The organism is Sphingomonas sp. P4_G3, from assembly GCF_056401105.1.
Genome location: NZ_JBFUJZ010000004.1, coordinates 213,385 through 239,822 on the forward strand (window position 1 = coordinate 213,385; position 26,438 = coordinate 239,822).

Below are 26,438 nucleotides of genomic sequence, written 5' to 3' on the forward strand. Positions count from 1 at the left end.
GTCAGTCGTTTGAAACGTTCATCACCGCGTCGTCGAAACCAGCCGGTCCGTAAGGTTGATCGGCAATCCAGACCGCTTGCCATTTCGGCCAATCCGACGCGGTTTTTTGGGCAACATGACGCACAGCTCTGGCCGAAGTCACCTCGCATTCGTCCGGTTGGGTTTTGTCCGGCTTTGGAATGCGCCTGATGTCCGGATCCCTATCGCCATCCCGGGGGCAATAAAGCGGCATCAGCATCCCACGCGTGACCGGGTCGTTCGGGGACGGCAGGAAAGCGAGATATGCAAAGGCCATTTCAGGCTTCTTGTCGTCAGGCTTGGCGGGTGGCATGTCCATCGTGCCGTCATTGTAGAGGTCGGACGCGCCGGCGCCCATTCGATCTTTGTCGGCTGAGATTTGAAGGATCATCGGCATCCCGTCGCTCGAAACGAGCTTGAGTCGCACCGGCCCTGCGCCGGAAAAGATCCTGATCTCGCCATCCCGGACCTGCGCCGGCTTGGCGCAATCTGGCCAGTCGAAAATATTGGCATCTACCGGCGCGGGGCAATCTTTCGGCTCGATGACCCACAAACCGGGTTTGAGCCTGGCCTTGCCTTGCTCGAACAGCGGATTCTTAGACATCAGCGACGCATCGCATCCGCCGAGCAGCAATGCGGCCGCGGTGGCGATGACCCAAGCAGACCGCATCGATCCTCTCCCCGATATCGACCCTGGAGCAAAGGCTGACACAAAATCCCCCGAGCGGGTAGAGATTACATGTCGCATCCGAGCGCGGGTTGCATCCCGGACGCTCCCCGCCTAGGGAGCCGCCAGTTTTCCACAGCCCCAGCAATAGAGGAGCGAGCGACCGCCATGGCCGCCAACCGCACGTTTTCGATCATCAAGCCCGATGCCACGCGCCGCAACATCACCGGTGCGGTCACCAAGATGCTGGAAGAAGCGGGTCTCCGCGTCGTCGCATCGAAGCGCATCCACATGAGCCGCGAGCAGGCTGAAGGCTTCTACGCGGTCCACAAGGAGCGCCCGTTCTTCGGCGACCTGGTCGACTTCATGATCTCGGGTCCGGTCGTGGTTCAGGTGCTCGAAGGCGAGAACGCCGTGCAGCGCAACCGTGATATCATGGGCGCGACCAACCCCGAGAACGCCGCGCCGGGCACGATCCGCAAGGAGCTGGCCGAATCGATCGAGGCGAACACCGTCCACGGATCGGATTCGGACGAGAATGCCGCGATCGAGATCGCGTTCTTCTTCACGCCCGACGAAATTGTCGGCTGACGCCGGTTGGCGATTGAAGCGAGCGACCGCGGCGGATGCCGCGGCGCTGTCGCTCGTCGCCTCGGCCTGCTTCCTCGAGACGTTTGCCGGGCTCCTCGAAGGGCCCGACATCGTCGCGCATTGCGCCAAGGCCAATCACCTGGACGCATTTCGCGCTTGGGCCCAGGCGGCGGGTAGCCGCGTCGTCGTCGCAGAGATTGCGAGCGGCGGAGCGCCGATCGGCTATTCGGTGCTGACCACGCCCGAACTGCCCGCAATCGAAACGAGTTCCGCAGACATCGAGCTCCGCCGCATTTATACCCTATCGCGGGCGCACGGCACCGGGCTGGGCCCTGCGCTGATGGCTCAGGCGCTGCTCGACGCGCGGGCGATGGGCGGCGAGCGTATGTTGCTCGGCGTCTATGCCGGCAACGAGCGCGCCCGCGCATTTTACGAGAAGCAGGGCTTTATTAAGGTCGGCGAACGGCAGTATCAGGTCGGCGCTACCTTATGCGACGACGTGATCTACGCGCTGCAGCTATGATCGGGTGACGCCGGGTCGGCGGTCAGTGTTCCGCCGGCTTTTCCTTCGCCCATAGGGCATCGAGCCGCGCCGGACTCCCACCGCGTTCGGCCAGACTGGCGCCTTCGAGTTCGAGCTTGCGGCCGCCGAGCAGACGCCCGGCTGTCTTCCATCGGACTTGATAGATTGCCCGGTCGGTCTTCTTGGTGTCGCCATCCCACCAGGTCGCGGTGATCAGTACGGGCAGGCGGCCCTGACGGTCGTCCGCGCCTTTGTCGGTGACCTTGAGCAAGGCGCGTTCGAACCAGTTTGTGTCGATCTGCGGGCTGGACAGTCCGGTCTGCGCGTCCACTCCCAATGCCGGCGGGAAGGCGACGTCGATCTCCTGGATGCGATGATCGGGGTCGTTGAGCGTTAGCACAGTGTTCCCGTTGCGGGATGCGGTGAAGGCGACGAGCGATTTCTCGTTGCTCTCGGTCGCGCGCTCGGCCTGATCGGCCTTGCGATCGGACCAACTCATCCACAAGCCGCCAGCCGATACCAGCAAAGCGGCGATGCCGACCCATTCGGCCAGCGAAATCCAGCGCCGGCGGATCGCCGCCTTCTCGGCGCGCTCGGCCGGAGTTTCGACCGCGGCAGGAGTCGACATGGGCGTCTCTGGGTCGGTCATCGCCCACCGGCCTCCAGCAAGCGGCGCGGCGCCACCATTTCCCAGCTCATCGCGATCCTGTCCTCGACGCGTTGCCAGTCGGTCGCGTCGCCGTTCAATTCCATTCCAATCCAGCCCGACGGGCCGAGATAGGGCGGGATATGATAGAAATCGGGGTCCATCTCGACCAGCATCGCCTGTTCCTCGCGCCCGCTGGTCTTGACCATGACGGCGGTATGCCCGTCGCCGTGATGGTTGTGCCAGAAATAAGCATAGACCTTGCCCTTCTCGATGAAAAAGGCGGGCGATCCATGCGACAGCTTTTCGGCTGCCTCGGGGAAGGTCATGCAGATCGCGCGGATCTGCTTCAGGTCGGCATCGGGATCGGGACTCATCGCGCGGCGAAATCTGCCAGAACCTGGGGGTAAAGGCGATGCTCTTCCGCCAGGACCCGCGCGGCCAGCGTGTCGGCGTCGTCCTCGGGCAGGATCGGCACGCGCGCTTGTCCGAGCACTTCGCCGGCGTCGAGCTCCTCGGTCACGATATGCACCGAGCACCCCGCTTCTTCGTCGCCCGCCGCGATGGCGCGCGCATGCGTGTCGAGGCCCTTATATTTGGGCAGCAGCGACGGGTGGATGTTGATGATGCGCCCACGCCATTCGGCGACGAACTCGTCCGAGAGCAGCCGCATATAACCGGCGAGCGCGATGATATCGGTACCGGCCTCGCGGAGCGCCGCGGAAATCGCCGCTTCATAGGCGAGCTTGCCGATGCCCTTGGGCGACAGCGCGAAGGTCGGGATACCATGCTCGCGCGCCCAGATCAGGCCCGGCGCCTCGGGCTTGTCCGACGCGACCACCACGACTTCGTATGCGGTGTCCGCATTCTCGACGATCGCCATCATGTTCGACCCGCGGCCGGAGATCAGGATGCCGACTTTTTTCATGCGTTCCCCTCCCGCCAGCGGGAAGGGAGAAGTGCCTTATGCATTATGCGTCGCCGTCCAGTCGGCACGCGCGCTCCAGGTGCCGGCTGAGCCGGTCACCGTGCAGCCGCGCTGCCCGGCCTCGATCGCTCCGATTGTCAGCACAGTCTCACCGGCAGCCATTAGGGCGGCCGTCACCGCTTCGGCATCGTCCGCGGCAACCACGACCGCCATCCCGACCCCGCAATTAAAGGTCCGTGCCATTTCCTCGGGCTCGATCGCGCCTTGTGCCTGCAGGAACGCCATCAGCCGCGGCTGCTCCCAGCCATCGGCGTCGATCCGGGCATGCGCGCCATCCGGCAGCACGCGCGGGATATTCTCGAGCAGGCCGCCGCCGGTGATATGCGCCAATCCCTTGATCCGACCCTCGGCGATGAGCGGTAGCAGGCTTTTCACATAGATGCGCGTCGGCGCCATCAGCGCGTCGATCAACAGTGTATCGGCGTCGAACAGGGCAGGGCGATCGAGCTTCCAGCCTCTGTCCGCCGCCAATCGCCTGACCAGCGAATAGCCGTTGGAATGAACGCCTGACGAAGCAAGTCCAAGGATCACGTCGCCGGCCGCAATGTCCTTGCCAGTCAGCACGCGATCGCGCTCGACCGCGCCGACGCAGAAACCGGCGAGGTCGTAATCGCCATCGGCATACATGCCGGGCATTTCAGCGGTCTCGCCACCGATCAGCGCACAGCCAGCGATGCGGCAGCCTTCGGCAATGCCCGCCACCACCCGCTCGGCAACCGCATTGTCGAGCTTTCCGGTCGCGTAATAATCGAGGAAGAATAAAGGCTCGGCGCCTTGCACGATCAGGTCGTTGGCGCACATCGCGACGAGGTCGATGCCGACGCCGTCATGGCGTCCACTGTCGATCGCGAGTTTCAGTTTGGTGCCGACTCCGTCATTCGCCGCCACCAGCAGCGGATCCTTGAACCCGGCCGCCCTGAGGTCGAAGAACCCGCCGAATCCGCCGAGATCGGCGTCCGCGCCGGGTCGACGCGTTGCCTTGGCCAGTGGTCCGATCGCGCGAACCAGCGCGTTTCCGGCCTCGATGGACACGCCCGCCTGGGCATAAGTGTAGGGCTCATTCTCGCTCATACGGACGCGACTAGGGCGCACATTCACCCCTGGCAATGCCCTGGATTGCGCTGGGAGGCGTGCTGGCTAGGAGCGCAGCGCAGTCGCGTAGCCTTGAGCTACGCGCAAGCAAGCGACAACGCCGGTGCGCCTCCCAGCGCAACCGCACAGCGGCGGGCGGATTTTGGCGCAGCGCTGCGTCGCTCGTCGGTCACGATGCATAATGCATCGCTCCCTCCTCGCTTCTAGCCCTGCACCAAAATCCGCTCCGTCCAGGGCATCGCCAGGGGTGAAWGTGCGCCCAAACGACAACACGCTTGGATTTCCACGTCTGCTTCGCCAAAAGGGCGCCGACATGCGCCGCAGCCGTTTCTTCCACGCCTCCGCTTTAGCCGCGGCCCTTGCTCTTGCCGGGGCCGCCGGGATGGTCGCCGCACAAGACGATGGCGGCGACAAGATCGACATGAACCAGCCGATTGACGCGTCGGGCAGCTATCAGGTCGATAATGTCGAGGTCGACGTCAACGGCCCCGATGCCGAATCCGCGCGGATCGCCGGATGGAGACTTGCCCAGCGCAAAGCCTATCAAATGCTGTCGCAGAAATACGGCGGTGGCGGCGGCGTGCCTGCCGACAGCGTGCTCGATTCGATGGTGACCGGCATCGTCATCCAGAACGAGCAAATCGGCCCCACTCGCTATATCGCCAAGCTGGGCGTGCTGTTCAGCCGGGCGCGGCTGGGCGGGTTGATGGGCGCGGTTGGCGACATTTCGCGATCCGCACCGATGTTGCTGATTCCGGTTCAATGGTCCGGCGGCAGCGCGGTCGCGTTCGAACAGAAAACGGCCTGGGCGGATGCCTGGCAGCGGTTCCGGGCCGGAGACAGTTCGGTCGATTACGTCCGCCCGACCGGCGTCGGCGCCGATTCGCTGTTGGTCAACGAGGGGCAAGCAGGCCGGCGCGATCGCGGCTGGTGGCGCAGCGTGCTCGACCAATATGCCGCCGCCGACGTCCTGGTGCCCTCGGTCACGCTCTATCGCCAATGGCCGGGTGGGCCGGTCGTTGGCGTGTTCGAGGCGCGGCACGGCCCCGACAACGATTTGCTGGCGCGATTCGCCTTGCGCGTCGACAGTGAAGCCGGCGTGCCGGCGCTGCTCGACGCGGGCGTGAAGCGGATCGACACGATCTATCAGGACGAACTGCGCAATGGTGCGCTCGGCGTCGATCCCAGCCTCGCTTATATTCCGCCGCCCCAGGCGACGCCGACGGCAACCCCGACACCTACCGATACGCCGACCGGCGAGGCGACGACCGCCGACGCCACGACGGCGATCGCGGGAGGCGCTGCCGTTACCGTCCAGTTCGATACGCCGAGCGCGGCATCGGTCTCGGCTATCGAGGGCGCGGTCCGCGGTGTGCCGGGCGTCAGCGGCGCCAACACCACCAGCATGGCGATCGGCGGTGTGTCGGTGATGCGGCTCAATTATAGCGGCGATCCGGCGGCGTTGGCGTCGGCGCTCGAAGCGCGCGGTTTCCAGGTCGGCCGCAGCGGCGCGACGCTCAGGATCCGGCGGCCGTCCTCGCCGCCGCCGGCCGTCCCGTCGGAAGACCGACCGACCGGATGAGCCAGCAATTCGGCCTGCCGCTGGCTTGGCCGCCCGGACCGGGCGACGACGAGTTCCTCGTCACGCCGTCCAATGCGCACGCCTTTCACCAGCTCGAACATTGGGGAACCTGGCCGGTGATGACCGCCTTGCTGGTCGGTCCGCGCAAATCCGGGCGCAGCCTGCTGGCGCGCGTCTTCGCCAGCCGGAGCGGCGGCAGGATCGTCGATGACGCCGATCTTCGGCCCGAAAAGGAGTTGTTCCACGCCTGGAACGACGCCCAGGCCGCGCGCCGTCCGCAATTGTTCGTCGCCAATGCGGCGCCACCGGTGTGGAAAGTCGGCATCGCCGATCTGCGCTCACGCCTCGCCGCCAGCCCGATCGCGGAGATCGGCGCGCCCGACGACGCGCTGATGCAAGCGCTGCTCGAACGCCAGTTCCTGCGGCGCGGCCTCGATGCGCGGCCCGACCTGATCCAATGGCTGATCGCGCGGCTCGAACGCAGCTTCATTGCGGTGGAACGTGTTGTCGACGTGCTCGATCAGGAAGTGCTCGAACGCCGCAAGCGCTTGTCGATCCCACTGGCAAGGGCCACACTGGCCGAGGCGGGAATCATCGCCCGACCGTCCGCAGCCGACAACGCCGAACAAGGTGAACAATGACTCGCCCCGCTCATATCGCGCGCCTCGCCAATGACGACGATCCGTTCGAAAGCGGGGAGAGTGGCGAACGCTATTTCAATCGCGAGCTGTCCTGGCTAGCGTTCAACCGTCGCGTGCTCGAGGAAGCGTGCAATACCGCGCATCCCCTGCTCGAACGCGTGCGGTTCCTGTCGATATCGGGCTCCAACCTCGACGAATTCTTCATGGTCCGTGTCGCCGGCCTGATGGGGCAGCAGAAGCAGGAGGTTGAACGCCGCTCGCCCGATGGCCTGACTACGCGCGAGCAACTCGCCGTGATCGTCGCCGGCGCGGATTCGCTGGTCGAGGATCAGCGCAACGTCTGGCGAGACCTGCGTCACCAACTGGGCGAGGCTGGTGTCCATGTGCTGGGCTCGCGGCAGATCGACGAAGCAGTCACCGCGGACGAGGCGGCCTGGCTCGAAAAACACTTCCGCGAACAGATTTTCCCGATCCTGACGCCACAGGCGCTCGATCCCGCGCATCCGTTTCCGTTCATGCCCAATAAGGGGCTGGCGGTGATCTTCGACCTGACGCGCGCCTCGGACGGCGAGATGATCCGCGAACTGGTCATGCTGCCGGCGGCGATGGCGCGATTCGTTCGATTGCCCGGCGAGCCGGCGCGCTATGTCGCGGTCGAATCGCTGGTGAAGCGCTTCTCGACCTTGATCTTCCCCGGCTACGCGGTGAACGGCGCGGCTGAATTCCGCGTCCTGCGCGACAGCGATATCGAGATCGAGGAAGAGGCGGAGGATCTGGTCCGTTACTTCGCCAATGCGATCAAGCGGCGGCGGCGCGGCCGGGTGATCCGGCTCGAGCTCGAATCGGGCATGCCCGAGGCATTGGGCGTGGTGTTGCGCGAGGAACTGGCGGGGGGCGATGCCTTCGTCACCGAAAGCGGGGCCTTCCTGGGCGTCCACGATCTCGAAGCGATCATCGACGAGAACCGGCCCGATCTGAAATTCGTGCCGTTCAGCCCGCGCTTTCCCGAACGCATCCGCGAATTCGGCGGCGATTGTTTCGCGGCGATCAAGGCCAAGGATATCGTCGTCCATCACCCCTATGAGACGTTCGAGGTGGTGATTGAATTCCTCAAGCAAGCGGCGGCCGATCCCGACGTGGTCGCGATCAAGCAGACGCTCTATCGCGCCGGCAAGCAGTCGGCGGTGATCAACGCGCTGATCGCGGCGGCCGAATCGGGCAAGTCGGTGACCGCGGTGGTCGAGCTGAAGGCGCGGTTCGACGAAGAGCAGAATCTGCTCTGGGCCTCCGCGCTCGAACGCGCCGGCGTTCAGGTGGTCTATGGCTTTTTCGACTGGAAGACCCACGCCAAGGTCTCGATGGTGGTCCGGCGCGAGGGCGGCGAGTACCGCACCTACTGCCATTTCGGGACGGGCAATTATCATCCCGTCACCGCGCGCATCTATACCGACCTGAGCTTCTTCACCGCCGATCGCGAGCTCGGCCGCGATGCCGCGCAGATCTTCAATTACGTCACCGGCTATGTCGAACCGGTGTTGAGCCAGATCGGGATCTCGCCGCGTGACATGCGCACGCGGCTGACCGCGTTGATCGATGGCGAGATCGCCAATGCCAATGAAGGCCGGCCCGGCGCGATCTGGGCCAAGATGAACTCGGTGGTCGACCCGGCGATCATCGAGAAGTTATATGAAGCGTCCAACGCCGGCGTCGAAATCGACCTGATCATCCGCGGCATCTGCTGCCTCAGGCCCGGCGTGCCGGGCATGTCGGAGAATATCCGGGTCAAGTCGGTGATCGGTCGCTTTCTCGAGCACAGCCGGATCTGGTGTTTCGGCAACGGCAAGGCGTTGCCCAATGATGGCGCCAAGATATTCATCTCGTCGGCCGACTGGATGCCGCGCAATTTCGACCGTCGGGTCGAATATATGCTGCCGATCCTCAATCCGACCGTGCACGACCAGATTCTCGACCAGGTGATGGTCGCCAACCTGATCGATACCGAACAGAGTTGGGTGCTCCACGCCGACGGCACCTATGACCGAATCGAACCGGGGCCGCGGCCGTTCAACCTCCATCGCTACTTCATGACCAATCCGTCGCTATCGGGCCGCGGTGCCGCGCTCGAGGGCGGGGCAGTTCCGAAACTCTCGCTGACGCGACGGCGTTAGCGACGCGATGGCAACCCTTCTTTTCCGCAAACCCCAGGCCGAGCCGGTTGCTGGGCAGCCCCGCACGGGCATCATCGACATCGGCTCGAACTCGATCCGTCTGGTCGTCTATCAAGGGCCGCCGCGGCTGCCCGCGCCGCTGTTTAACGAGAAAGTCATGGCGGGGCTGGGGCGGGGGCTCGGTGAAACCGGGCAATTGGCTCCACAGGGGTTGGAACTCGCGATCGAAGCGCTCGAACGCTTTTCTGCGCTGGCCCGTGAGATGGAAGTCGAAAGCCTGAGGACGGTGGCCACCGCCGCCGTGCGCGACGCTTCCAACGGACACATCCTGCTCGATGCCGCGGCGCGGATCGGGCTTCCGGTCGAATTGCTGTCGGGCGAACAGGAAGCCACCGCGGCCGGGATGGGCGTGCTGTCCGCCATTCCCGACGCTGATGGGATCGTCGGCGACCTTGGAGGCGGCAGCCTGGAACTTGTGCGCGTCAAGAAAGGCGAAATTCGCGATCGCGTATCATTCCCCCTCGGCGTGCTGCGCATCGCGGCGCTCCGTGCCAAGGGCAAGGGAATGATCGATCGCCGCGTCGCCAAGCTGGTCGATCAGGCCGGTTGGTCGGGCAAGGGCAAGGGTCTGCCGCTCTATCTGGTCGGCGGGTCATGGCGTAGCCTCGCGCGGCTCGACATGAACCTGCGGCGTTATCCGCTGCCCGTCATCCAGCATTATGCCATGTCGCCCGCGACGATCGGCCGGCTGGTGCGCAGCGTCAGCCACAGCGGCAAGGGAACGCTCAAAGCCGTACCGGGGATCTCGTCGCAGCGCGCGCCGATGCTTAACGACGCGGCGGCGCTACTCGCCGCGCTGCTTCGCCACCTCAAGAGCGATCGCACGATCGTCTCCAGCTTCGGGCTGCGCGAAGGATTGCTCTACGAAGCGCTCGATGCCGAAACGCGCCTGCAGGATCCGCTGATCGTCGCCACGCGCGAGGAGGGGAGGCGGCTCGGCCGTTTCCCCGAACATGGCGACTTGCTCGACCGCTGGATCTCGCCGTTGTTTCAGGATGCGCCGGCGATGGAGCGGTTGCGCCGCGCCGCCTGCCTGCTTGCCGATGTCGGCTGGCACGCCAATCCCGAATTCCGCGCCGAACGCGGTGTCGAGATCGCGCTCCACGGTAATTGGGTGGCGGTCGATGGGCGCGGCCGCGCGCTGATCGCGCAGGCGCTATGGACGTCGCTAGGCGGCGGCGCCGGCACGCCCGAACCGCTCAATGTGCTAGCGCCGGTGCAAGACCTCAGGCGCGCCGCGCAATGGGGATTGGCGATGCGCCTGGGACAGCGCCTGTCGGGCGGTGTTGCCGGACCGTTGGAGCGTTCGAAACTGGGCGAGGACGGCTCGGCGCTGATCTTGCATCTCGCGCCGGACGATATCGCGCTTTACGGCGAGGCGGTGCAGAAGCGCCACGCGGCGCTTGCCGCCATCTGCGACCGCACGCCGCTGCTGACGAGCTAGGCCAGCGCGGGCGCTAATTGCGCCTTATCGCCTCGCCAATCGCGCAGCGCCGCCGCCCGATCGGCCGCCGCCGCATCCTTCATGCCCAGCGCCTCCTCGGCGTCTGCGCGAATGGACAGCGCGACCGGATCGTTCGATCGCCGCGCCAGGACGCGCGATGCCTGTTTGAGGGCCGCGCGCGGCTTGCCTTGCGCGAGCAACGCGGCGGCGTAGCTGCGGCGCACCGGGTACCACCAGGCCGGCGGATCGCTCAGCGTCTTCATCAATCGCGCTTCGTCGAGCTTGGCGGCGGCGAGATAGGCGCGTGCCGCCACATCGGGCCGCTTGTCGATCATCGCCGCGCGGCCATCGAGCACTAGCTGCGCGATCCGCACGAGTTGCCGGGATTGATAGGCCAGATCGTCCGGCTTGGCGGGAAGCGGCGGCAAGCTGATCTTGGCGCGTTCGGCGCGCACGCCCGCGGCATTGCCCAGTCGGGCCTGCGCTTCGCCGCGCGCATAAAGCCAATATTGCCGGACATAGGCTTGTTTCTCGCCGGGATCGGCCAGGGCCAGCACCTTGGCCGGGTCGGCGAAGCGGCCTTCGGCGAAATAGGCGGTGCCGACTCCCATCTGGAGGAACAGATTGCCGGGATCGGGCAGGTTGGCGGTCGCCGCGATCAGCGGATCGCTCAGCGCGAGCGCCGCTTTGCCGTCGCCCGAGATCAGCGCGCCGCCGACTCCGTACTGCACGTTATGGCCGTGATAGGGGAGCATCCAGACCTGGCCGGGCTTGATCAGTCCTGCGATCCGCGCGTCGCTTTGGCCGAGGTCGACCGCGGTGACGTTCACGTCGGCGGCATCCTGATAGCGGCCGACCCAATAGAAAGTGTGCGATGGCATGTGGATCAGATGACTCGACGCCGGCGCCAGCCTGCCAAGCTTGTCGGCATAGGGTTCCGCACGCTTGGGGAAACCGCTCATCTCGGTGGCATGGATGTAGAAGTGGATCGCGGGCGTGTAGTCCGGGCTGCGCCTGAGCACGCCCTCGAGCAGCGCCACGGCACGCGGCAGATTGGCGGTGCCGCTGGTCAGTGCCGTCGGGATCATCCACGCATCGGCCGCGATCGTCGCGATCTCGTCGTCCTGCGGATACCGCAAAGTCAGCGCATCCATCGCTTTCGCGAAGGCGAGGTCTCCCGCGCCCTTGCCGCCGCCTTCCACATAGCGAAGCTTGAGCGCGGCGATCAGATCGCGCTCGCGCTGCGGCGATTGCGGCGTCAGCAGCTTCTCGGCCGTAAGCACCTTGGCGAGCGCTGCTTTCTGTTGCTCGGCGCCGATCGGGAAATTGATCGTCGGCCCGTCGCTCCACGCAGCCCCCCATTCGCACATCGCGCACTTCGGATCGAGCTTGGCCGCCTCCGCAAAGGCGGCGCTGGCCGCGCCGTGCGCGAAGGCATGGGCAAGCTGCATGCCGTTGTCGAAGAATGCCTGCGCGCGCGTATTGGCGGTAGAAATCGGGAAACCGCCCTTGCCGTACCCGGGATAGAGTTGAGGGGTCGCGCCGACCGGCAACTCGTCTCCACAAATCGGGATGCTGGCGAGCAAGTCGGCGGCGCTCGGCCGCATCGTCGCTTCGCCAACGGATGCCGGGATCAGCGCGAGCAGCGGTAAGGCCAGGAGCGAGAGGCGCATCGTCCATTTCCCCAATCGGAACGCTTGCGCATGATATCGCTGTTCGCATCCGCGCACCATCGGCTTGAGTAGCGCTCGCCTGTCCCCTAAGTCGCGGCCATGACCTCGACCAACGACATCCGCCGCAGCTTTCTCGATTACTTCGCCGCCAACGGCCATACCGCCGTGCAATCGGCGCCGTTGGTACCACAGAACGACCCGACGCTGATGTTCGTCAATGCGGGCATGGTGCCGTTCAAGAATGTCTTCACCGGCCTCGAATCGCGGCCTTATTCGACCGCGACGTCGAGCCAGAAATGCGTCCGCGCCGGCGGCAAGCACAACGATCTCGACAATGTCGGCTACACCGCGCGCCACCACACCTTTTTCGAGATGCTCGGCAATTTCTCGTTCGGCGATTATTTCAAGGAGCGCGCGATCACGCTCGCCTGGGGGCTGCTGACCAAGGAATGGGGGATCGACCCCAACCGGCTGACCGTCACCGTCTATCATACCGACGATGAGGCGTTCGATCTGTGGAAGAAGATCGCCGGCCTGCCCGACGAACGAATCATCCGTATCGCGACCAAGGACAATTTCTGGGCGATGGGCGACAATGGCCCGTGCGGCCCGTGCTCGGAAATCTTCTTCGACCATGGCGACCATATTCCCGGCGGCCCGCCGGGATCGCCGGACGAGGATGGCGACCGCTTCGTCGAGATCTGGAATTTGGTGTTCATGCAGTTCGAGCAGGAAGCCAATGAGATCGTCGGCAACCTGCCCAAGCCGTCGATCGACACCGGCATGGGGCTCGAGCGCGTCGCCGCGGTGCTACAGGGCGTGCATGACAATTACGACACCGACACGTTCAAGGCACTAATCGCCGCGTCCGAGGCGCTGACCCACACCAAGGCGGTCGGTGAGCAGCAGGCGAGCCATCGCGTGATCGCAGATCATTTGCGCTCGTCGGGTTTCCTCGTCGCCGACGGCGTGCTGCCGGCCAATGAAGGCCGCGGCTATGTGCTCCGGCGCATCATGCGGCGCGCGATGCGGCATGCGCATCTGCTGGGAGCCAAGGATCCGCTGATGCACAGGCTGGTGCCGGCGCTCGTCGCCGAAATGGGCGCCGCTTACCCCGAACTGATCCGCGCGCAGCCGCTGATCGAGGCGACATTGCAGCAGGAAGAGAAGCAGTTCCGCCGCACGCTCGACAAGGGGCTCAAACTGCTTGACGAGGCCACCGCGGGCATGGCGCAGGGCTCGACCCTGGCCGGCGAGACCGCGTTCAAGCTCTACGACACGTTCGGCTTTCCCTATGACCTGACCGAGGATGCGTTGCGCGCCCAGGGCCTGCAGGTCGACCGCGAAGGCTTCGACGCCGCGATGGCCGAGCAGAAGCGCGCGGCGCGCGCCGCCTGGAAGGGATCGGGCGAGAAGGCGTCGGACGAGCTTTGGTACGATCTGGTCGAGGAAAAGGGCGGCACCGAATTCATCGGCTACACGTCGGAGGAAGGCGAGGGCGAAGTCGTCGCCTTGATCAAGGACGGCGCGCGCGTCGACAAGGCGGCTGCCGGCGACGAGGTCGACATTGTGCTTAACCAGACGCCGTTCTACGCCGAGAGTGGCGGGCAGGTGGGCGACGCCGGGCTCGCGACCAACGACAAGGGACTGAAGGGCCGCGTATTCGACACACAGAAGCACCTTGGCCGGCTCTGGGCGCATCGCACCAAGATTGAGGCGGGCGAAATCGCGATCGGCGATGCCATCCACCTTGTGGTCGACGGCGAGCGCCGCAACGCGATCCGCGCCAACCATTCGGCGACCCATTTGCTTCACGCGGCGTTGCGCGAGCGGCTCGGCACGCATGTCGCGCAAAAGGGATCGCTGGTCGCGCCCGAACGCCTGCGCTTCGATTTCTCGCAACCGACCGCGATCGATCCGGCGCGGCTGGCCGAGGTCGAGGCCGATGTGAATGCCTATATCCGCCAGAACGACGCCGTCTCGACGCGCTTGATGACTCCTGAAGAGGCGATCGAGGAGGGCGCGATGGCGCTGTTCGGTGAGAAATATGGCGACGAGGTCCGCGTCGTGTCGATGGGCCGCGACGGGCAGAAGATCTACAGCCTCGAATTGTGCGGCGGCACGCATGTCAATGCGACCGGCGATATCGGGCTGTTCAAGCTGGTGAGCGAGGGCGCGGTGTCGTCGGGCGTTCGCCGCGTCGAGGCGCTGACCGGCGAAGCGGCGCGCGCCTATCTCGCCAGCCGCGACGAAAAGCTGCGTGAGACGGCCGCCGTGCTCAAGGCCACACCCGATGAAGTGCCGGCACGTGTCGCGGCATTGGTCGAGGACCGCCGCCGGCTGGAGCGCGAACTGGCCGAAGCGAAGAAGGCGCTGGCGCTGGGCGGCGGAGGCGGTGCTGCCCCGGCTGGGCCCGAACAGGTCAACGGCATCAACTTCGTCGGCCAGGTGGTCGAAGGACTGGAGGCCAAGGGTCTGCGCGGTGCGGTCGACGAGACCAAGGCGCGGATCGGGTCGGGTGTCGCGGTGCTGGTCGCGGTCAATGACGGCCGCGCCTCGATCGCGGTCGGCGTGACCGACGATCTGACCGGCCGCTTCAACGCGGTCGATCTGCTGCGCAAGGCAGTCGAGGTGCTGGGCGGCCAGGGCGGCGGCGGCCGTCCCGACATGGCGCAAGGCGGTGGTCCCGATGGCAGCAAGGGTGATGAGGCTGTCGCGGCGATCCGGGCGGCGCTGGCTGGCTGATGCTGCGGATCGAGCCCGTTTCGGCGGAGACGCTGGCGGGCTGGGTTCCGTTGCGCGTCGCTTTATGGCCTGATGAGGAGGCCCTCGACAAGCAGGCAGCCGAATGGCTGGCGGCCGCCGATCCGGAGCAGTTCAACATCGTCGCGCGTAGCGATGACGGTGCTGTGATCGGGTTCGCCGAAGCGACGCTGCGCCATGATTATGTCAACGGCACCTCAACCTCGCCAGTGGTGTTCCTCGAAGGCATTTTCGTCGCGCCGGATCACCGCAAGCGGGGCGTCGCCGCGGCCCTGGTTGAGGCAGTGGCCGATTGGGGCCGCGCCAAAGGCTGCACCGAATTCGCCTCGGATGCGCTGATCGACAATCTCGACAGCCACGCCTTCCACCGCGCGATCGGTTTTGCCGAGCAGGAGCGGGTGGTGTGCTTCAGCAAGCCGTTATGAGGGGTCGGGCCTCCTGACGCGCCGCAGCCGCGGCTCGCGATCGAGCCCAGCTTCTTCCTTGATCGACTTGCGCAATTCGTCGCGCTTTTCGTGGATCGAGGCGATCACGGGGCCCATTGCGACGCCCAGTTCGACCAGCACCGCCTCTGACAATTGCAACGAGCTCTCGAGCGTTTCGGGCACGGCGTCGGTGACGCCCGCCCGATACAGCTCCGCGGCATGGGACGCATCGCGAGCGCGGGCGACGATCGTCAGGCTGGGAACCCATCCGCGCACGCGCTTGGTCAATCGCGCCGTCAGCACCGGATCGTCCATCGTCAGCACCAGCGCCTTGGCACGGCCGAGATTGAGGCGATCGACCAGCTCGCCGCGCGATACGTCGCCGAACAGCACGGTATAGCCTTCGTGCCGGGCCGCATTGACCGCATCGATGTCGGCCTCGACCGCGATATAGGGTTGGTTATGCTCGCGCAGCATGTCGGCGACCATCCGGCCGACGCGCCCGAAGCCGATCACCACCGTGCCTGGTCCTTCTTCGGCCAGCTGGAGGTCGGGCGCGAGGCGCTCGCGCGCTTCCAGACGGCGTGATACCAGGCGGCCGATCTCGGCAAGCGCCGGCGTGATCGTCAGCCCGAGCGCGGTAACCGTCTGCCAGAAGGCCGCATCCTGTGGTGCGATGAGCCCGGCACCGGCGGCCGTGCCGAGCACGATCAACGTCGTCTCGGATGGGCTCGACATCAGGAGGCTGGTTTCGGCGGCGACGCCGTTGCGCGCCTTGGACAGTTTGAGCAAAGCGAAGGTGACGATCGACTTGGCCGCGACCACGCCGAGCAAGGCCAGCACGAAATCGCCCCAATGATCGATCAGCGTGTCGAGGCTCAGGCTCATCCCGACAGTGATCAGGAACACGCCGAGGGCAAGCCCCTTGAACGGCGCGGTAATGACCTCGACTTCGTTATGATATTCGGTTTCGGCGATCAGCACGCCCGCCAGCAGCGCCCCGACGATCGGCGACAGGCCGGCGGCGGTGGTGGCGAGGCTCGCGACGATCACGACCAAGAGCGAGATCGCCAGGAAGAGCTCGGGGCTCTTGGTCCGTGCGGCCTGGGCGAACAGCCGCGGCAGCACGAACCGGCCAAACAGGAAAATCGCGGCGATCGCCACAGCACCCCAGGCCAGGACGCTGACAATGTCTCCGCCGCGCCCGCCCATCGCGCCCAGGCCGAAGATGATCGGCACCAGCGCCAGATCCTCGAACAACAACATCGCGAAGGCGATTCGACCCACCGGACTGGTCGTCCCTGCGATCGGCAGCACCAGCGCCGTCGACGACAGCGCCAACGCCAGGCCAAGGCCCAGACCCGCTCCCCAGGGATTTCCGGTGACCAGCAACGCCACGCCGATCACCGCGGCACAGCCCAGCAATTCGGCGGCGCCAATCCCGAACACCGCACCGCGCATCGCCCAGAGCCTTTTCAGCGAGAGCTCGAGCCCGATCGAGAACAGCAGCAACGTGATGCCGAACTCCGCGAACGGCTCGATGGCATGCGGGTCGGAGATGGTGATGTGGTAGAGCCACGGCTGCTGTCCGACCAACGCGCCCAGGCCAGCGGGACCGACCAGCATGCCGACCAGGATGAACCCGATCACCGGACTGACCTTGAACCGCGCGAACGCCGGGATCACGATGCCTGCGGCACCGAGAATCACCAGCGCATCGCTGAACCCTTTATTGTCGAGACCAATCGCCATGCCGGCATCAAAGCAGGCCGAAGGGAGTTTGTCAGGTCATGACTGAAACGGATATCTGCATCATCGGCGGCGGGCCGGCGGGAATGGTGGCCGGGTTGCTGTTCGCGCGCGCCGGGCTGAAGACGATCGTGCTCGAAAAGCACAAGGACTTCCTGCGCGATTTTCGCGGCGACACGGTCCATCCATCGACCCTGCGCATCTTCAGCGAACTCGGCCTGCTCGACGAGTTGCTCCAGCGCCCGCATCAGAAGATCGAGCGGCTGAGCGCACGGATCGCCGGTCGCGACATGCAGATCGTCGACCTGACGCATCTCCACGTCCCGGCACCCTATGTCGCGCTGATGCCGCAATGGGATTTCCTCGATTTCGTCGCCGATGCGGCACGGCGGTATCCAGCGTTCGACCTGCGGCAGAGCTGCGAAGGCGTCGACTTGATCGAGGAAGACGGGCGCGTCCGCGGGGTCAGGACAGGCGAAGGCGAAGAAATCCGCGCACGATTGACGATCGCTGCGGACGGCCGCGATTCGCGGCACCGCGACGGCTTGCCCACGACCGTGATCGGCGCGCCGATGGACGTCTTCTGGTTTCGCATCCCCAAGATCGCCAATCCCGACAACGACACGATGGGCGTGTTCGACACCGGCACCCTGTTCGTCCTGATCGACCGCGGCGATTATTATCAATGCGCCTTCGTCTTCCCCAAAGGTGGCGCCGAGAAGATCAGGGGCGAGGGTCTCGACGCCTTCCGCGCCCGTGTCCGTGCGATCGGACCGGAAACCGCGACGGTCGATCAAAGCGTGACGAGCTGGGACGACGTCAAGCTGCTCACCGTGACGGTCGACCGTCTGGACAAATGGGACCGCCCGGGCTTGCTCGTGATCGGCGATGCTGCGCACGCTATGTCGCCGATCGGCGGCGTCGGGATCAACCTGGCGGTGCAGGATGCGGTCGCCACCGCGAATGTCCTCGCGGCGCCGATGGCGGCGGGAGAGGACCCCGATCCCTTGCTGCACAAGGTCCACGACCGCCGCATCCGCGCGGTCAAGCTGACCCAGGGGATGCAGAAGATGGTCCAGGACACGATCATCGCGCCACTGCTCGCCAGCACAGAGCCGATGGACGCCCCGCCATTGGCAGCGAAGCTGCTCGATCGCATCCCGCTGTTGCGGCGCATTCCCGCGCAGATCATCGGCATGGGCTTCCGCCCCGAGCACGTTCGGTCGCCCGAGGCAAAGTAGCAGGGGACAACTCGCCCCGCCGGTCGCCCGCCTCAAAACAGCTGCGACGAATCCAGCACGTACTGCTCCTTGATCGCATTGGCGGAGCGCTTGCGGCCGCTTTCAGACATCGCGATCAGGCCATGTTTGGCGAGCGGGCCGTTGGGGTCCCACATCGACGCGTACGTGTCGAGGAAGGCCTGGAGCTCTGGTTTTGGCTTCAGATGCTTCTTCTTGACGTAGAGGTACAGTGTCCGGACGCCGGGATATTTGCCGCTGGAGATAGCGTCATAGTTGGGGGCGACGCCATCGATCGGCACGCCATGCAACCGGCTCGCATTCTGTTCGAGGTAGGAATAGCCGAACAGGCCAAGCGCGTTCGGATTGCTTTCCAGGCCCTTGACGATGAGACTGTCGTTCTCGCCTTGCACCACGTACGGGCCGTCGCCGCGGATCTGGCGGCACATGCGATCGAAGTCGGCCGGGTCGCCCGAGGTCTGCATCGCCTTAGCGGTCGGCACTGCCTCGAAACAGCCCGGTTGGAGAAGCAGTTCGACGAACGCGTCGCGCGTGCCGCTGGTCGTGGGTGGGCCCAGCACCTGGATCGGGATCGCCGGGAGCTTCGGATCGACGTCCTTCCAGGTCTTGGCGGTGTTCGGCTTGCCCATCGGATTTGCCGCCAGCGCGAGATAGATTTGTTTGCGGCTCAGCTGGATCTTGGGTCCCTGGTTCGATTCGGCGAGCGCCAGGCCATCGAGGCCGATCGCGACCTCGATGATGTCTCCCACGCCGTTCTTCTGGCAGCGCTCGAATTCGACGCGCTTCATCCGGCGCGAGGCGTCGGCGATATCGAAGGAAACGGGTCCCGCGCTTTCGCAGAAACGCATGATCCCGGCCTGGGTCCCGGTCGATTCAACGACGGGCGCCTTCCGTCCGCTCTTCGCCTGAACAAAGGCGTCCGACACGGCCTTGGTGAAGGGATAGACCGTCGAGGATCCCGCTGACCGGATTGGATCGGACTCGCTGCCGCAGGACGCCAGGCCGAGGGCTGGAAAGGCCGCGAAGGCCAATACACCAAGTCGACCACGCATCGTCATTCCCCCATCCAGCTACCTGTATGACAGGTAACGCGATCCCGTTGCCCGCGTTCTGCGCCTTGGGCGTGACCGCTGTGTGACAGGCTTTGTGGGGTGTGCGTCGCCAGGGGAGCCTCCCGGCGAGCGAAATAGTCGGGATATAAACCCTCTCCACCTTACGGGCGCATCAGGTCGGTCATGCCCCGGCATGACCTAAACAGCGCGGGGCGCTGTTTACCTGATGCGGGAGGGGCCCGCTCGGCGGAGCCGAGTGGGAGGATAAGGGGGCGAGCCAAAGGCTCGCGCGGCGCTGAAGCGCCGCTCCCCTCATCCAAGCTGCGCTAGGCGGCACGCCGCCAAGCTTCGCAATCCTTCTCCCACAAGGGGAGAAGGATTGGGCGTCACCTCACGCCCAGGTCGCCATCCGCGTTTCGAGGTTCTCGCGGACCGCTTCGAAGAACTGTTCGGTGGTCATCCACGCCTGATCGGGGCCGATCAGCAGCGCCAGGTCCTTGGTCATCTTGCCGCTCTCGACGGTCTCGATGCAGACCTTTTCCAGTTCCTCGGCGAAGCGCGTGACGTCCGGCGTGCCGTCGAACTTGCCACGATATTTCAGACCGCCGGTCCAGGCGAAGATCGACGCGATCGGGTTGGTCGAGGTCGCCTTACCCTGCTGGTGCTGGCGATAGTGGCGCGTGACGGTGCCGTGCGCCGCTTCGGCCTCCACCGTCTTGCCGTCGGGCGAGAGCAGGACCGAGGTCATCAAGCCGAGCGAGCCGAAGCCCTGCGCGACCTGGTCCGACTGGACGTCGCCGTCGTAATTCTTGCAGGCCCAGACGAACTCGCCCGACCATTTGAGCGCGCTGGCGACCATGTCGTCGATCAGGCGATGCTCGTAAGTGATGTTCGCTTCCTTGAACTTGTCGGCGAACTCGGCCTCGAACACTTCCTGGAACAGATCCTTGAAGCGGCCGTCATAGGCCTTGAGGATGGTGTTCTTGGTCGACAGATACACCGGCCATTTCAGGTTGAGGCCGTAATGCATCGAGGCGCGGGCGAAATCGCGGATCGAATCGTCGAGATTGTACATCCCCATCGCGACGCCCGACGAGGGGAATTGGAACACTTCCTCTTCGATCTTGTCGCCATTGTCGCCGACCCAGGTCATGGTCAGCTTGCCGGGGCCGGGAACGCGGAAGTCGGTCGCGCGATACTGGTCGCCGAAGGCGTGGCGGCCAACCACGATCGGCTTGGTCCAGCCGGGGATCAGGCGCGGAACGTTTGAGATCACAATCGGCTCGCGGAACACGACGCCGCCCAGGATGTTGCGGATCGTGCCGTTGGGCGACTTCCACATCTTCTTGAGGCTGAATTCCTCGACGCGCTGCTCGTCGGGAGTGATCGTCGCGCATTTCACGCCGACGCCGTATTTCTGGATCGCCTTGGCGCTGTCGACGGTGACCTTGTCGTCGGTCGCGTCGCGATGCTCGATGCCGAGATCGTAATAATCGAGGTCGATGTCGAGATAGGGCTTGATCAGGCGCTCGCGGATCCATTCCCAGATGATCCGCGTCATTTCGTCGCCGTCGATCTCCACGACGGGCGTCTTCACCTTGATCTTCGCCATATCCGCTTTCCTGATGGGGTTTGGTCGGGCCTCTAGGGTGAAGCGGGGAGGAGGGTCAAGCGCCGTACCCTTGTGCCGCCCAGGGAGCCTGACCTGCTTCCCGCGCATTGTACCGCACAAGCAACACGGTTAGACGGCGCGCATGCCTTCACTCGATCCGCCGGAAATCGGCACGACCACCGTCAAGTGGCGCTTTCCGGCAATGCACCCGGAAGGGCGCCGCTATGTCATCATCGCCGCCGTCGCGACATTGCTGTCGTTGGTCATCTGGAAAGTCCTGTTCTGGCCGCTGGCGTTCCTGACGCTGGGTGTCGCCGCCTTCTTCCGCGATCCGATCCGGGTCACGCCGCGCGACGACAGTCTGGTGATCGCGCCCGCCGACGGCCTGGTGACGATGATCCAGCCTGTGGTGCCGCCGGCGGAGCTCGACATCCTCGGCACGACGCCGCTGATCCGCGTCTCGATCTTCATGAGCGTGTTCGACGTCCATGTGAATCGCACGCCGATCCAGGGGATCATCCGCCGCGTCGTCTATATCTCGGGCAAGTTCCTCAATGCCGACCTCGACAAGGCGAGCGAAGAGAATGAGCGCCAGCACCTCGTCGTCGAGGGCAAGGACGGCCGGCTGATCGGCTTCACCCAGATCGCCGGCCTCGTCGCGCGCCGGATCGTCGCCTTCGTCAAGGAAGGCGATATGGTCGCGCCTGGCCAGCGCATCGGACTGATCCGTTTCGGCAGCCGGGTCGATGTGTTTCTGCCCGCCGACACTGCCTGCCAGGTGATCCTCGGTCAGCGCACCATCGCGGGCGAGACGATCATCGGCCGGATCGGTGGCGAGACGATGAGCGGCGTGACCCAGTGAAACCGCCGCGCCCGCGACGGCTGAGACGGCCGGCCACGGGCCTGCCGCTCAGGACGATCACGCCCAACGCGCTGACCGCGTTGGCGCTAAGTTCGGGGCTGACGGGCGTGCGCTTCGCGATTGCCGGCGACTGGCAGATGGCGGTGGTGATGATCCTCGCCGCCAGCGTGCTCGACGGTGTCGACGGGCAGGTCGCACGGATGCTGCGCGGGACGAGCCGGTTCGGCGCCGAGCTTGATTCGCTCAGCGACGCCATCTCGTTCGGGGTAGCGCCGGCGCTGATCCTCTATCTCTGGTCGCTAACCGACGCGCCGCGCTTCGGCTGGATCTGCGCCTTGCTGTTCGCGGTGTTCTGCGCGTTGCGGCTGGCGCGGTTCAACGCCCAGATCGATGCCACCGAACAGCCGCGCAAGGCTGCCGGCTATCTGACCGGTATTCCCGCGCCCGCGGGAGCGATCGGCGCGATGCTGCCGCTCTATTTGTGGTTCATCACTGGCGAGCAGTGGCTGCGCTCACCTTGGCTGGTGGCGCCGTGGATGGCCTTTATCGCGTTCCTGATGATCTCAAGCATCGCGACTTATGGCTGGTCTTCGCTCAGGCTGAGGCGCAACATCCGCTTTGAGGCGTTGGCCGTGATCGTCGCGATCGGGGCGGCGTTGATTTCTGCCCCATGGCCGACATTGGTTGGGCTCTGCCTGGTCTATCTCGGGCTGATCCCGTTTAGCGCGCGCAATTATGCCCGAATCAGGCGGCAGCGCGCCAATATCTCGGCTGCGCCGAAACCGAGCGCACCGTCACCCTGATCGTCGTCGCGGCATGACGCGGCGGCAGTGGCGGAACGATCGACCCGCGCCCCTTGCCAGCAAGCGCGGCCTGGATGCTGGGCAATGCCGGGACGACGGTCGAATAAATGGTCGCGCCCGCCGCGACCAGCGCACCGGCGAACATCAGGACAGCAACGAGCGTGAACATTGCGACTTCCCCTTTGGACGGAGCGCGATCCAGGTTGAACCAACCGTCCGGCGATTCAGATGTTCCGCGTCCTGTGGATGACCGCTGTATGTTCTGTTGATGTTCCGGTCGTCAAGCGAAAAATCGGAACATAGCGTGAATACAGCTGTGCGGGCCGACCCAAGTCCGGCGAGCGTGCGCCTGAGCCGCTTGCCTTTGTCCGGACTTTGGACTAGGGGCCGCGCCTCAAACCCGCATGGGAAGCATCATAACCCGGTGCCGGACCTGCCTCCGCCATGATTGGCGAGGGGACTTACAGGATTTTCGGTCCCCGCTTCCCAGAGGAACAACCGGAAGGAGTTATCCCTATGGCGGCACCTGTCGTCACCATGCAGCAATTGCTCGAAACGGGCGCACATTTCGGCCACCAGACCCACCGCTGGAACCCGAAGATGAAGCCGTATCTGTTCGGCGACCGCAACGGCGTTCACATCATCGATCTGTCGCAGACCGTGCCGCTGTTCGCGCGTGCGCTCGAATTCGTCAGCTCGTCGGTCGCGTCGGGCGGCAAGGTCCTGTTCGTCGGCACCAAGCGCCAGGCGCAAGAGCCGATCGCCGACGCCGCGCGCCGCGCCGGTCAGCATTTCGTCAACCACCGCTGGCTGGGCGGCATGCTCACCAACTGGAAGACGATTTCCAACTCGATCAAGCGCCTCAAGAGCCTCGAAGAGCAGCTTTCGGGCGACACGCACGGCCTGACCAAGAAGGAAGTGCTCCAGCTCACCCGCGAGAAGGACAAGCTCGAGCTCTCGCTCGGCGGCATCCGCGACATGGGCGGCGTTCCCGACGTGATGTTCGTGATCGACGCCAACAAGGAAGAGCTGGCGATCAAGGAAGCCAACACGCTGGGTATCCCGGTCGTGGCGATCCTCGATTCGAACGTTTCGCCCGACGGCATCGCGTTCCCGGTTCCGGCGAACGATGACGCCGCTCGCGCGATCCGCCTCTATTGCGAGGCGATCGCCATCGCCGCGACTCGTGGCGGCCAGCAGCGCCAGGCCAATGCCGGTGTCGATCTGGGTGCCCAGGTCGAAGCGCCGGTCGAGGAAGCGCTGACCGGCGAACCGGCCCCGGCCGAGGAAGCCCTCAACGCCGAGCCGGTCGTCGCCGACGCGGCGCAGCAAGCCGACTTGGCCGCCGAGGGCGAGCGTCAGATCGACGCCTGAGCCGTCGCCTAACCGTCATGCGGGCGGGGTAGGGCGACAACGCCCCGCCTCGCCCGCAACTACATTCTGACTAGAAGGATCGAAGACATGGCCGACATCACGGCAGCAATGGTCAAGGACCTGCGCGAGAAGAGCGGCGCGGGCATGATGGACTGCAAGAAGGCGCTTGGCGAAGCCGGCGGCGACATGGACGCCGCGCTGGACTGGCTGCGCACCAAAGGCCTCGCGGCCGCCGCCAAGAAATCGAGCCGCACCGCGGCCGAAGGTCTGGTCGGTGTCGAGGTTTCGGGCACCAAGGGTGCTGCGGTCGAAGTCAATTCGGAAACCGACTTCGTCGCCAAGAACGATCAGTTCCAGACCTTCGTCCGCGACGTGACCTCGGTCGCGCTCGAACTGGGCGATGACATCGCGACGATCAAGGCGGCATCTTTGGGCGGCAAGACCGTCGAGGAAGTGCTGACCAACAATATCGCGACGATCGGCGAGAATCAGACGCTGCGCCGCGCAAAGAAGCTCGAAGTGTCGAAGGGCGCGGTCGTGCCTTATGTCCACAACGCGCAGGCGCCGGGCCTGGGCAAGATCGGCGTGCTCGTCGCGCTCGAGAGCGAGGCTCCGGCCGACAAGCTCGAAGCGCTCGGCAAGCAGCTGGCGATGCACATCGCGGCGGCGTTCCCGCTGGCGCTCAACGAGGAAGACCTCGACCCGGCAGTGATCGAGCGCGAGCGCGCGATCGCCCAGGAAAAGGCGTCGGAAAGCGGCAAGCCCGCCGAGATCGTCGCCAAGATGGTCGACGGCGCGATCGCCAAGTATCGCAAGGAGAATGCCCTGGTCAGCCAGCTGTTCGTGATGGACGGCAAGACCAAGATCTCCGACGTGGTCGCCGCGGCCGCCAAGGAAGCCGGTTCGCCGATCGCGCTGAAGGACTATGTCCGTTTCCAGCTCGGCGAAGGCATCGAGAAGGAAGAATCGGACTTCGCGGCGGAAGTCGCGGCGGCGTCGGGCGTGCCCCAGCCGGCCTGATTCGACGTCTCGAAGGAAGAAGGGGCCGCGTCGTGAGGCGCGGCCCTTTTTCGTATCCGCTAACCGCTTGGCTTCGGAGCGCAGCGCTCCTAAGGTCCGCGCCACTTCACGACCCCGAAGGTGTAGATGTCCAGCCCCGCCTATAAACGCATCCTCCTGAAACTCTCGGGCGAGGTCCTGATGGGTGAGGGGGGCCTGGCGATCGATCCAGAGGTGACCGCGCGCGTCGCCGGCGAGATCAAGGACGCCAAGGACGCGGGGCACGAATTGTGTGTCGTGGTCGGCGGGGGCAATATCTTCCGCGGCCTGTCGGCCGCAGCGAAGGGCATCGAGCGGGCGACCGCCGATTATATGGGCATGCTGGCGACGGTGATGAACGCGCTGGCGGTGCAGAACGCGCTCGAGCAGGTCGGCGTCGATACGCGGGTGCAGTCGGCGATCCCGATGCAGTCGGTGTGCGAGCCGTTCATTCGACGCCGTGCGATGCGCCACCTGGAAAAGGGACGAGTGGTGATCTTCGCCGCCGGCGTCGGCTCGCCATTCTTCACGACCGACAGCGGTGCTGCGTTGCGCGCCGCCGAAATGAATTGCGACGCGCTGTTCAAGGGCACGTCGGTCGACGGCGTCTACAATGCCGATCCCAAGAAGGATCCGGCGGCAAAGCGTTACGAAACCGTGAGTTACGACACGGTGCTCGCGGACAATCTCAAAGTCATGGACGCAAGCGCGATCGCCTTGTGCCGCGACAACAACATTCCGATCGTGGTGTTCAACATCCGCGAGCCGGGCAATCTCGCCTCGGTGTTGCGCGGAGAGGGCGTCTCGACGGTGGTACAGAAGGAAGGATGACACATGGCCGCCTATGACAAGGCCGATATCGAACGCCGCATGGCGGGTGCGGTCGAAGCGCTGAAGCACGATCTCGGCGGGTTGCGCACCGGCCGGGCGTCGACCGCGTTGCTCGATCCGGTGACGGTCGAGGTGTACGGATCGAATATGCCGCTCAACCAGGTCGCAACCGTCTCGGCGCCCGAGCCGCGGATGCTGTCGGTCCAGGTGTGGGACAAATCGAACATCGGTCCGGTCGAAAAAGCGATCCGGTCGGCTGGTCTGGGGCTGAACCCGATCAACGACGGCAATACGCTGCGCCTGCCGATCCCCGATCTGACCGAGGAGCGCCGCAAGGAACTCGCCAAGCTGGCCGGTCAATATGCCGAAAAGGCGCGGATTGCGGCGCGCAACGTTCGTCGCGACGGAATGGATTCGCTCAAGACCGATGAGAAGAAGGGCGTCTATTCGGAAGACGAGCGCAAGCGGCATGAGAACGACGTGCAGAAGGTGACCGACAGCACGATCGCCGACATCGACGCGGTGGCCACGGCCAAGGAAAAGGAAATCCTGAGCCAGTGACGCCGGTGGCCGTCAC

Annotated in this window: 25 protein-coding genes; 15 read left to right on the forward strand and 10 right to left on the reverse strand. The window is 65.2% G+C overall.

Annotated elements, in window-relative coordinates:
• Position 1: 1 nt before the first annotated feature.
• Positions 2-688, reverse strand: coding sequence for a hypothetical protein (locus AC1DQQ_RS12840; RefSeq protein WP_478045404.1), 687 nt, complete (start codon positions 686-688; stop codon positions 2-4).
• Positions 689-853: 165 nt separating this feature from the next.
• Between AC1DQQ_RS12840 and ndk the strand changes: the two genes are divergently transcribed.
• The gene (gene ndk, locus AC1DQQ_RS12845; protein WP_478030081.1) at positions 854-1,276 is read left to right on the forward strand and encodes a nucleoside-diphosphate kinase; all 423 of its coding nucleotides are present in this window, start codon (positions 854-856) and stop codon (positions 1,274-1,276) included.
• Between the two features lie 13 nt (positions 1,277-1,289).
• Complete coding sequence (locus AC1DQQ_RS12850) at positions 1,290-1,799, forward strand: N-acetyltransferase family protein (protein WP_478030082.1); 510 nt, start codon at positions 1,290-1,292, stop codon at positions 1,797-1,799.
• Between the two features lie 22 nt (positions 1,800-1,821).
• Here the strand turns inward: AC1DQQ_RS12850 and AC1DQQ_RS12855 are convergent, their stop codons facing one another.
• Genes AC1DQQ_RS12855 through purM form a run of 4 tightly spaced genes read right to left on the reverse strand, consistent with a single transcriptional unit; the run spans position 1,822 to position 4,504 of the window.
• Positions 1,822-2,448, reverse strand: a complete 627-nt coding sequence (locus tag AC1DQQ_RS12855; RefSeq protein ID WP_478040878.1) for a hypothetical protein — start codon at positions 2,446-2,448, stop codon at positions 1,822-1,824.
• Positions 2,445-2,822, reverse strand: coding sequence for an MmcQ/YjbR family DNA-binding protein (locus AC1DQQ_RS12860; protein WP_478040879.1), 378 nt, complete (start codon positions 2,820-2,822; stop codon positions 2,445-2,447). The genes AC1DQQ_RS12855 and AC1DQQ_RS12860 overlap by 4 nt, the downstream gene beginning before the upstream one ends.
• Positions 2,819-3,373, reverse strand: a complete 555-nt coding sequence (gene purN / locus AC1DQQ_RS12865) for a phosphoribosylglycinamide formyltransferase (RefSeq protein ID WP_478045405.1) — start codon at positions 3,371-3,373, stop codon at positions 2,819-2,821. The genes AC1DQQ_RS12860 and purN overlap by 4 nt, the downstream gene beginning before the upstream one ends.
• A 36-nt stretch (positions 3,374-3,409) precedes the next feature.
• The gene (gene purM, locus AC1DQQ_RS12870; RefSeq protein WP_478045406.1) at positions 3,410-4,504 is read right to left on the reverse strand and encodes a phosphoribosylformylglycinamidine cyclo-ligase; all 1,095 of its coding nucleotides are present in this window, start codon (positions 4,502-4,504) and stop codon (positions 3,410-3,412) included.
• A gap of 334 nt (positions 4,505-4,838) precedes the next feature.
• On the opposite strand from purM, the gene AC1DQQ_RS12875 reads away from it, so the two are divergent.
• From AC1DQQ_RS12875 to AC1DQQ_RS12890, 4 genes are read left to right on the forward strand one after another with little or no spacing between them, the layout of a single operon-like run.
• Entirely contained in the window at positions 4,839-6,107 is a 1,269-nt protein-coding gene (locus AC1DQQ_RS12875) for a heavy-metal-associated domain-containing protein (RefSeq protein ID WP_478045407.1), read from the forward strand.
• Positions 6,104-6,748 carry an HdaA/DnaA family protein gene (locus AC1DQQ_RS12880; RefSeq protein WP_478045408.1) on the forward strand — a complete coding sequence of 215 codons (645 nt, stop codon included), beginning with the start codon at positions 6,104-6,106 and terminating at the stop codon, positions 6,746-6,748. Before AC1DQQ_RS12875 ends, AC1DQQ_RS12880 begins: the two co-directional genes overlap by 4 nt.
• A complete protein-coding gene (locus AC1DQQ_RS12885) occupies positions 6,745-8,916 on the forward strand; it encodes an RNA degradosome polyphosphate kinase (RefSeq protein ID WP_478045409.1) in 2,172 nt (723 codons plus the stop codon). Before AC1DQQ_RS12880 ends, AC1DQQ_RS12885 begins: the two co-directional genes overlap by 4 nt.
• A 7-nt stretch (positions 8,917-8,923) precedes the next feature.
• A complete protein-coding gene (locus AC1DQQ_RS12890) occupies positions 8,924-10,420 on the forward strand; it encodes a Ppx/GppA phosphatase family protein (protein WP_478045410.1) in 1,497 nt (498 codons plus the stop codon).
• On the opposite strand, the gene AC1DQQ_RS12895 is transcribed toward AC1DQQ_RS12890, so the two are convergent.
• Entirely contained in the window at positions 10,417-12,093 is a 1,677-nt protein-coding gene (locus AC1DQQ_RS12895; RefSeq protein WP_478040884.1) for a hypothetical protein, read from the reverse strand. The two genes, AC1DQQ_RS12890 and AC1DQQ_RS12895, sit on opposite strands and share 4 nt — an antisense overlap.
• A 99-nt stretch (positions 12,094-12,192) precedes the next feature.
• Between AC1DQQ_RS12895 and alaS the strand changes: the two genes are divergently transcribed.
• Entirely contained in the window at positions 12,193-14,838 is a 2,646-nt protein-coding gene (gene alaS, locus AC1DQQ_RS12900; protein ID WP_478045411.1) for an alanine--tRNA ligase, read from the forward strand.
• The gene (aac(6'), locus tag AC1DQQ_RS12905; RefSeq protein WP_478045412.1) at positions 14,838-15,281 is read left to right on the forward strand and encodes an aminoglycoside 6'-N-acetyltransferase; all 444 of its coding nucleotides are present in this window, start codon (positions 14,838-14,840) and stop codon (positions 15,279-15,281) included. The genes alaS and aac(6') overlap by 1 nt, the downstream gene beginning before the upstream one ends.
• On the opposite strand, the gene AC1DQQ_RS12910 is transcribed toward aac(6'), so the two are convergent.
• Positions 15,276-17,033, reverse strand: coding sequence for a cation:proton antiporter domain-containing protein (locus tag AC1DQQ_RS12910; protein WP_478045413.1), 1,758 nt, complete (start codon positions 17,031-17,033; stop codon positions 15,276-15,278). The two genes, aac(6') and AC1DQQ_RS12910, sit on opposite strands and share 6 nt — an antisense overlap.
• Before the next feature lie 38 nt (positions 17,034-17,071).
• On the opposite strand from AC1DQQ_RS12910, the gene AC1DQQ_RS12915 reads away from it, so the two are divergent.
• Entirely contained in the window at positions 17,072-18,271 is a 1,200-nt protein-coding gene (locus tag AC1DQQ_RS12915; RefSeq protein WP_478045414.1) for an FAD-dependent oxidoreductase, read from the forward strand.
• Between the two features lie 32 nt (positions 18,272-18,303).
• On the opposite strand, the gene AC1DQQ_RS12920 is transcribed toward AC1DQQ_RS12915, so the two are convergent.
• Together AC1DQQ_RS12920 and AC1DQQ_RS12925 are read right to left on the reverse strand one after the other, a co-directional pair.
• The gene (locus AC1DQQ_RS12920) at positions 18,304-19,347 is read right to left on the reverse strand and encodes a substrate-binding domain-containing protein (RefSeq protein WP_478045415.1); all 1,044 of its coding nucleotides are present in this window, start codon (positions 19,345-19,347) and stop codon (positions 18,304-18,306) included.
• Between the two features lie 385 nt (positions 19,348-19,732).
• Entirely contained in the window at positions 19,733-20,953 is a 1,221-nt protein-coding gene (locus AC1DQQ_RS12925) for an NADP-dependent isocitrate dehydrogenase (protein WP_478030098.1), read from the reverse strand.
• A 142-nt stretch (positions 20,954-21,095) separates the two neighbouring features.
• Here AC1DQQ_RS12925 and AC1DQQ_RS12930 point away from each other — a divergent pair, with 142 nt between their 5' ends.
• Together AC1DQQ_RS12930 and pssA are read left to right on the forward strand one after the other, a co-directional pair.
• Complete coding sequence (locus AC1DQQ_RS12930) at positions 21,096-21,815, forward strand: phosphatidylserine decarboxylase (RefSeq protein WP_478045416.1); 720 nt, start codon at positions 21,096-21,098, stop codon at positions 21,813-21,815.
• Positions 21,812-22,618 (forward strand): CDP-diacylglycerol--serine O-phosphatidyltransferase, encoded by an 807-nt coding sequence (pssA, locus tag AC1DQQ_RS12935; protein ID WP_478045417.1) that lies wholly within the window; start codon positions 21,812-21,814, stop codon positions 22,616-22,618. Before AC1DQQ_RS12930 ends, pssA begins: the two co-directional genes overlap by 4 nt.
• On the opposite strand, the gene AC1DQQ_RS12940 is transcribed toward pssA, so the two are convergent.
• A complete protein-coding gene (locus tag AC1DQQ_RS12940) occupies positions 22,560-22,787 on the reverse strand; it encodes a hypothetical protein (protein ID WP_478045418.1) in 228 nt (75 codons plus the stop codon). The genes pssA and AC1DQQ_RS12940 overlap by 59 nt on opposite strands.
• 347 nt (positions 22,788-23,134) lie before the next feature.
• On the opposite strand from AC1DQQ_RS12940, the gene rpsB reads away from it, so the two are divergent.
• The 4 genes from rpsB (at position 23,135) to frr (ending at position 26,422) form a co-directional block, all read left to right on the forward strand.
• On the forward strand, positions 23,135-23,992 hold the full coding sequence (rpsB, locus tag AC1DQQ_RS12945) for a 30S ribosomal protein S2 (RefSeq protein WP_478045419.1): 858 nt from the start codon (positions 23,135-23,137) through the stop codon (positions 23,990-23,992).
• Between the two features lie 87 nt (positions 23,993-24,079).
• Entirely contained in the window at positions 24,080-25,012 is a 933-nt protein-coding gene (gene tsf, locus AC1DQQ_RS12950) for a translation elongation factor Ts (RefSeq protein ID WP_066819764.1), read from the forward strand.
• Between the two features lie 126 nt (positions 25,013-25,138).
• The gene (gene pyrH / locus AC1DQQ_RS12955) at positions 25,139-25,861 is read left to right on the forward strand and encodes a UMP kinase (protein ID WP_478030104.1); all 723 of its coding nucleotides are present in this window, start codon (positions 25,139-25,141) and stop codon (positions 25,859-25,861) included.
• Between the two features lie 3 nt (positions 25,862-25,864).
• Positions 25,865-26,422 (forward strand): ribosome recycling factor, encoded by a 558-nt coding sequence (frr, locus tag AC1DQQ_RS12960; protein ID WP_478030105.1) that lies wholly within the window; start codon positions 25,865-25,867, stop codon positions 26,420-26,422.
• The last annotated feature ends 16 nt before the right edge of the window (positions 26,423-26,438 follow it).

Coding starts and splice junctions, on each gene's coding strand:
- AC1DQQ_RS12925 (WP_478030098.1), bottom strand. CDS start 20,953: ATGGCGAAGATCAAGGTGAAGACGCCCGTCGTGGAGATCGACGGCGAC.
- AC1DQQ_RS12875 (WP_478045407.1), top strand. CDS start 4,839: ATGCGCCGCAGCCGTTTCTTCCACGCCTCCGCTTTAGCCGCGGCCCTT.
- AC1DQQ_RS12885 (WP_478045409.1), top strand. CDS start 6,745: ATGACTCGCCCCGCTCATATCGCGCGCCTCGCCAATGACGACGATCCG.
- alaS (WP_478045411.1), top strand. CDS start 12,193: ATGACCTCGACCAACGACATCCGCCGCAGCTTTCTCGATTACTTCGCC.
- AC1DQQ_RS12915 (WP_478045414.1), top strand. CDS start 17,072: ATGACTGAAACGGATATCTGCATCATCGGCGGCGGGCCGGCGGGAATG.
- tsf (WP_066819764.1), top strand. CDS start 24,080: ATGGCCGACATCACGGCAGCAATGGTCAAGGACCTGCGCGAGAAGAGC.
- purM (WP_478045406.1), bottom strand. CDS start 4,504: ATGAGCGAGAATGAGCCCTACACTTATGCCCAGGCGGGCGTGTCCATC.
- AC1DQQ_RS12860 (WP_478040879.1), bottom strand. CDS start 2,822: ATGAGTCCCGATCCCGATGCCGACCTGAAGCAGATCCGCGCGATCTGC.
- ndk (WP_478030081.1), top strand. CDS start 854: ATGGCCGCCAACCGCACGTTTTCGATCATCAAGCCCGATGCCACGCGC.
- AC1DQQ_RS12920 (WP_478045415.1), bottom strand. CDS start 19,347: ATGACGATGCGTGGTCGACTTGGTGTATTGGCCTTCGCGGCCTTTCCA.
- AC1DQQ_RS12855 (WP_478040878.1), bottom strand. CDS start 2,448: ATGACCGACCCAGAGACGCCCATGTCGACTCCTGCCGCGGTCGAAACT.
- frr (WP_478030105.1), top strand. CDS start 25,865: ATGGCCGCCTATGACAAGGCCGATATCGAACGCCGCATGGCGGGTGCG.
- purN (WP_478045405.1), bottom strand. CDS start 3,373: ATGAAAAAAGTCGGCATCCTGATCTCCGGCCGCGGGTCGAACATGATG.
- AC1DQQ_RS12910 (WP_478045413.1), bottom strand. CDS start 17,033: ATGGCGATTGGTCTCGACAATAAAGGGTTCAGCGATGCGCTGGTGATT.
- AC1DQQ_RS12880 (WP_478045408.1), top strand. CDS start 6,104: ATGAGCCAGCAATTCGGCCTGCCGCTGGCTTGGCCGCCCGGACCGGGC.
- rpsB (WP_478045419.1), top strand. CDS start 23,135: ATGGCGGCACCTGTCGTCACCATGCAGCAATTGCTCGAAACGGGCGCA.
- pyrH (WP_478030104.1), top strand. CDS start 25,139: ATGTCCAGCCCCGCCTATAAACGCATCCTCCTGAAACTCTCGGGCGAG.
- AC1DQQ_RS12895 (WP_478040884.1), bottom strand. CDS start 12,093: ATGCGCCTCTCGCTCCTGGCCTTACCGCTGCTCGCGCTGATCCCGGCA.
- AC1DQQ_RS12840 (WP_478045404.1), bottom strand. CDS start 688: ATGCGGTCTGCTTGGGTCATCGCCACCGCGGCCGCATTGCTGCTCGGC.
- AC1DQQ_RS12940 (WP_478045418.1), bottom strand. CDS start 22,787: ATGTTCACGCTCGTTGCTGTCCTGATGTTCGCCGGTGCGCTGGTCGCG.
- AC1DQQ_RS12930 (WP_478045416.1), top strand. CDS start 21,096: ATGCCTTCACTCGATCCGCCGGAAATCGGCACGACCACCGTCAAGTGG.
- AC1DQQ_RS12890 (WP_478045410.1), top strand. CDS start 8,924: ATGGCAACCCTTCTTTTCCGCAAACCCCAGGCCGAGCCGGTTGCTGGG.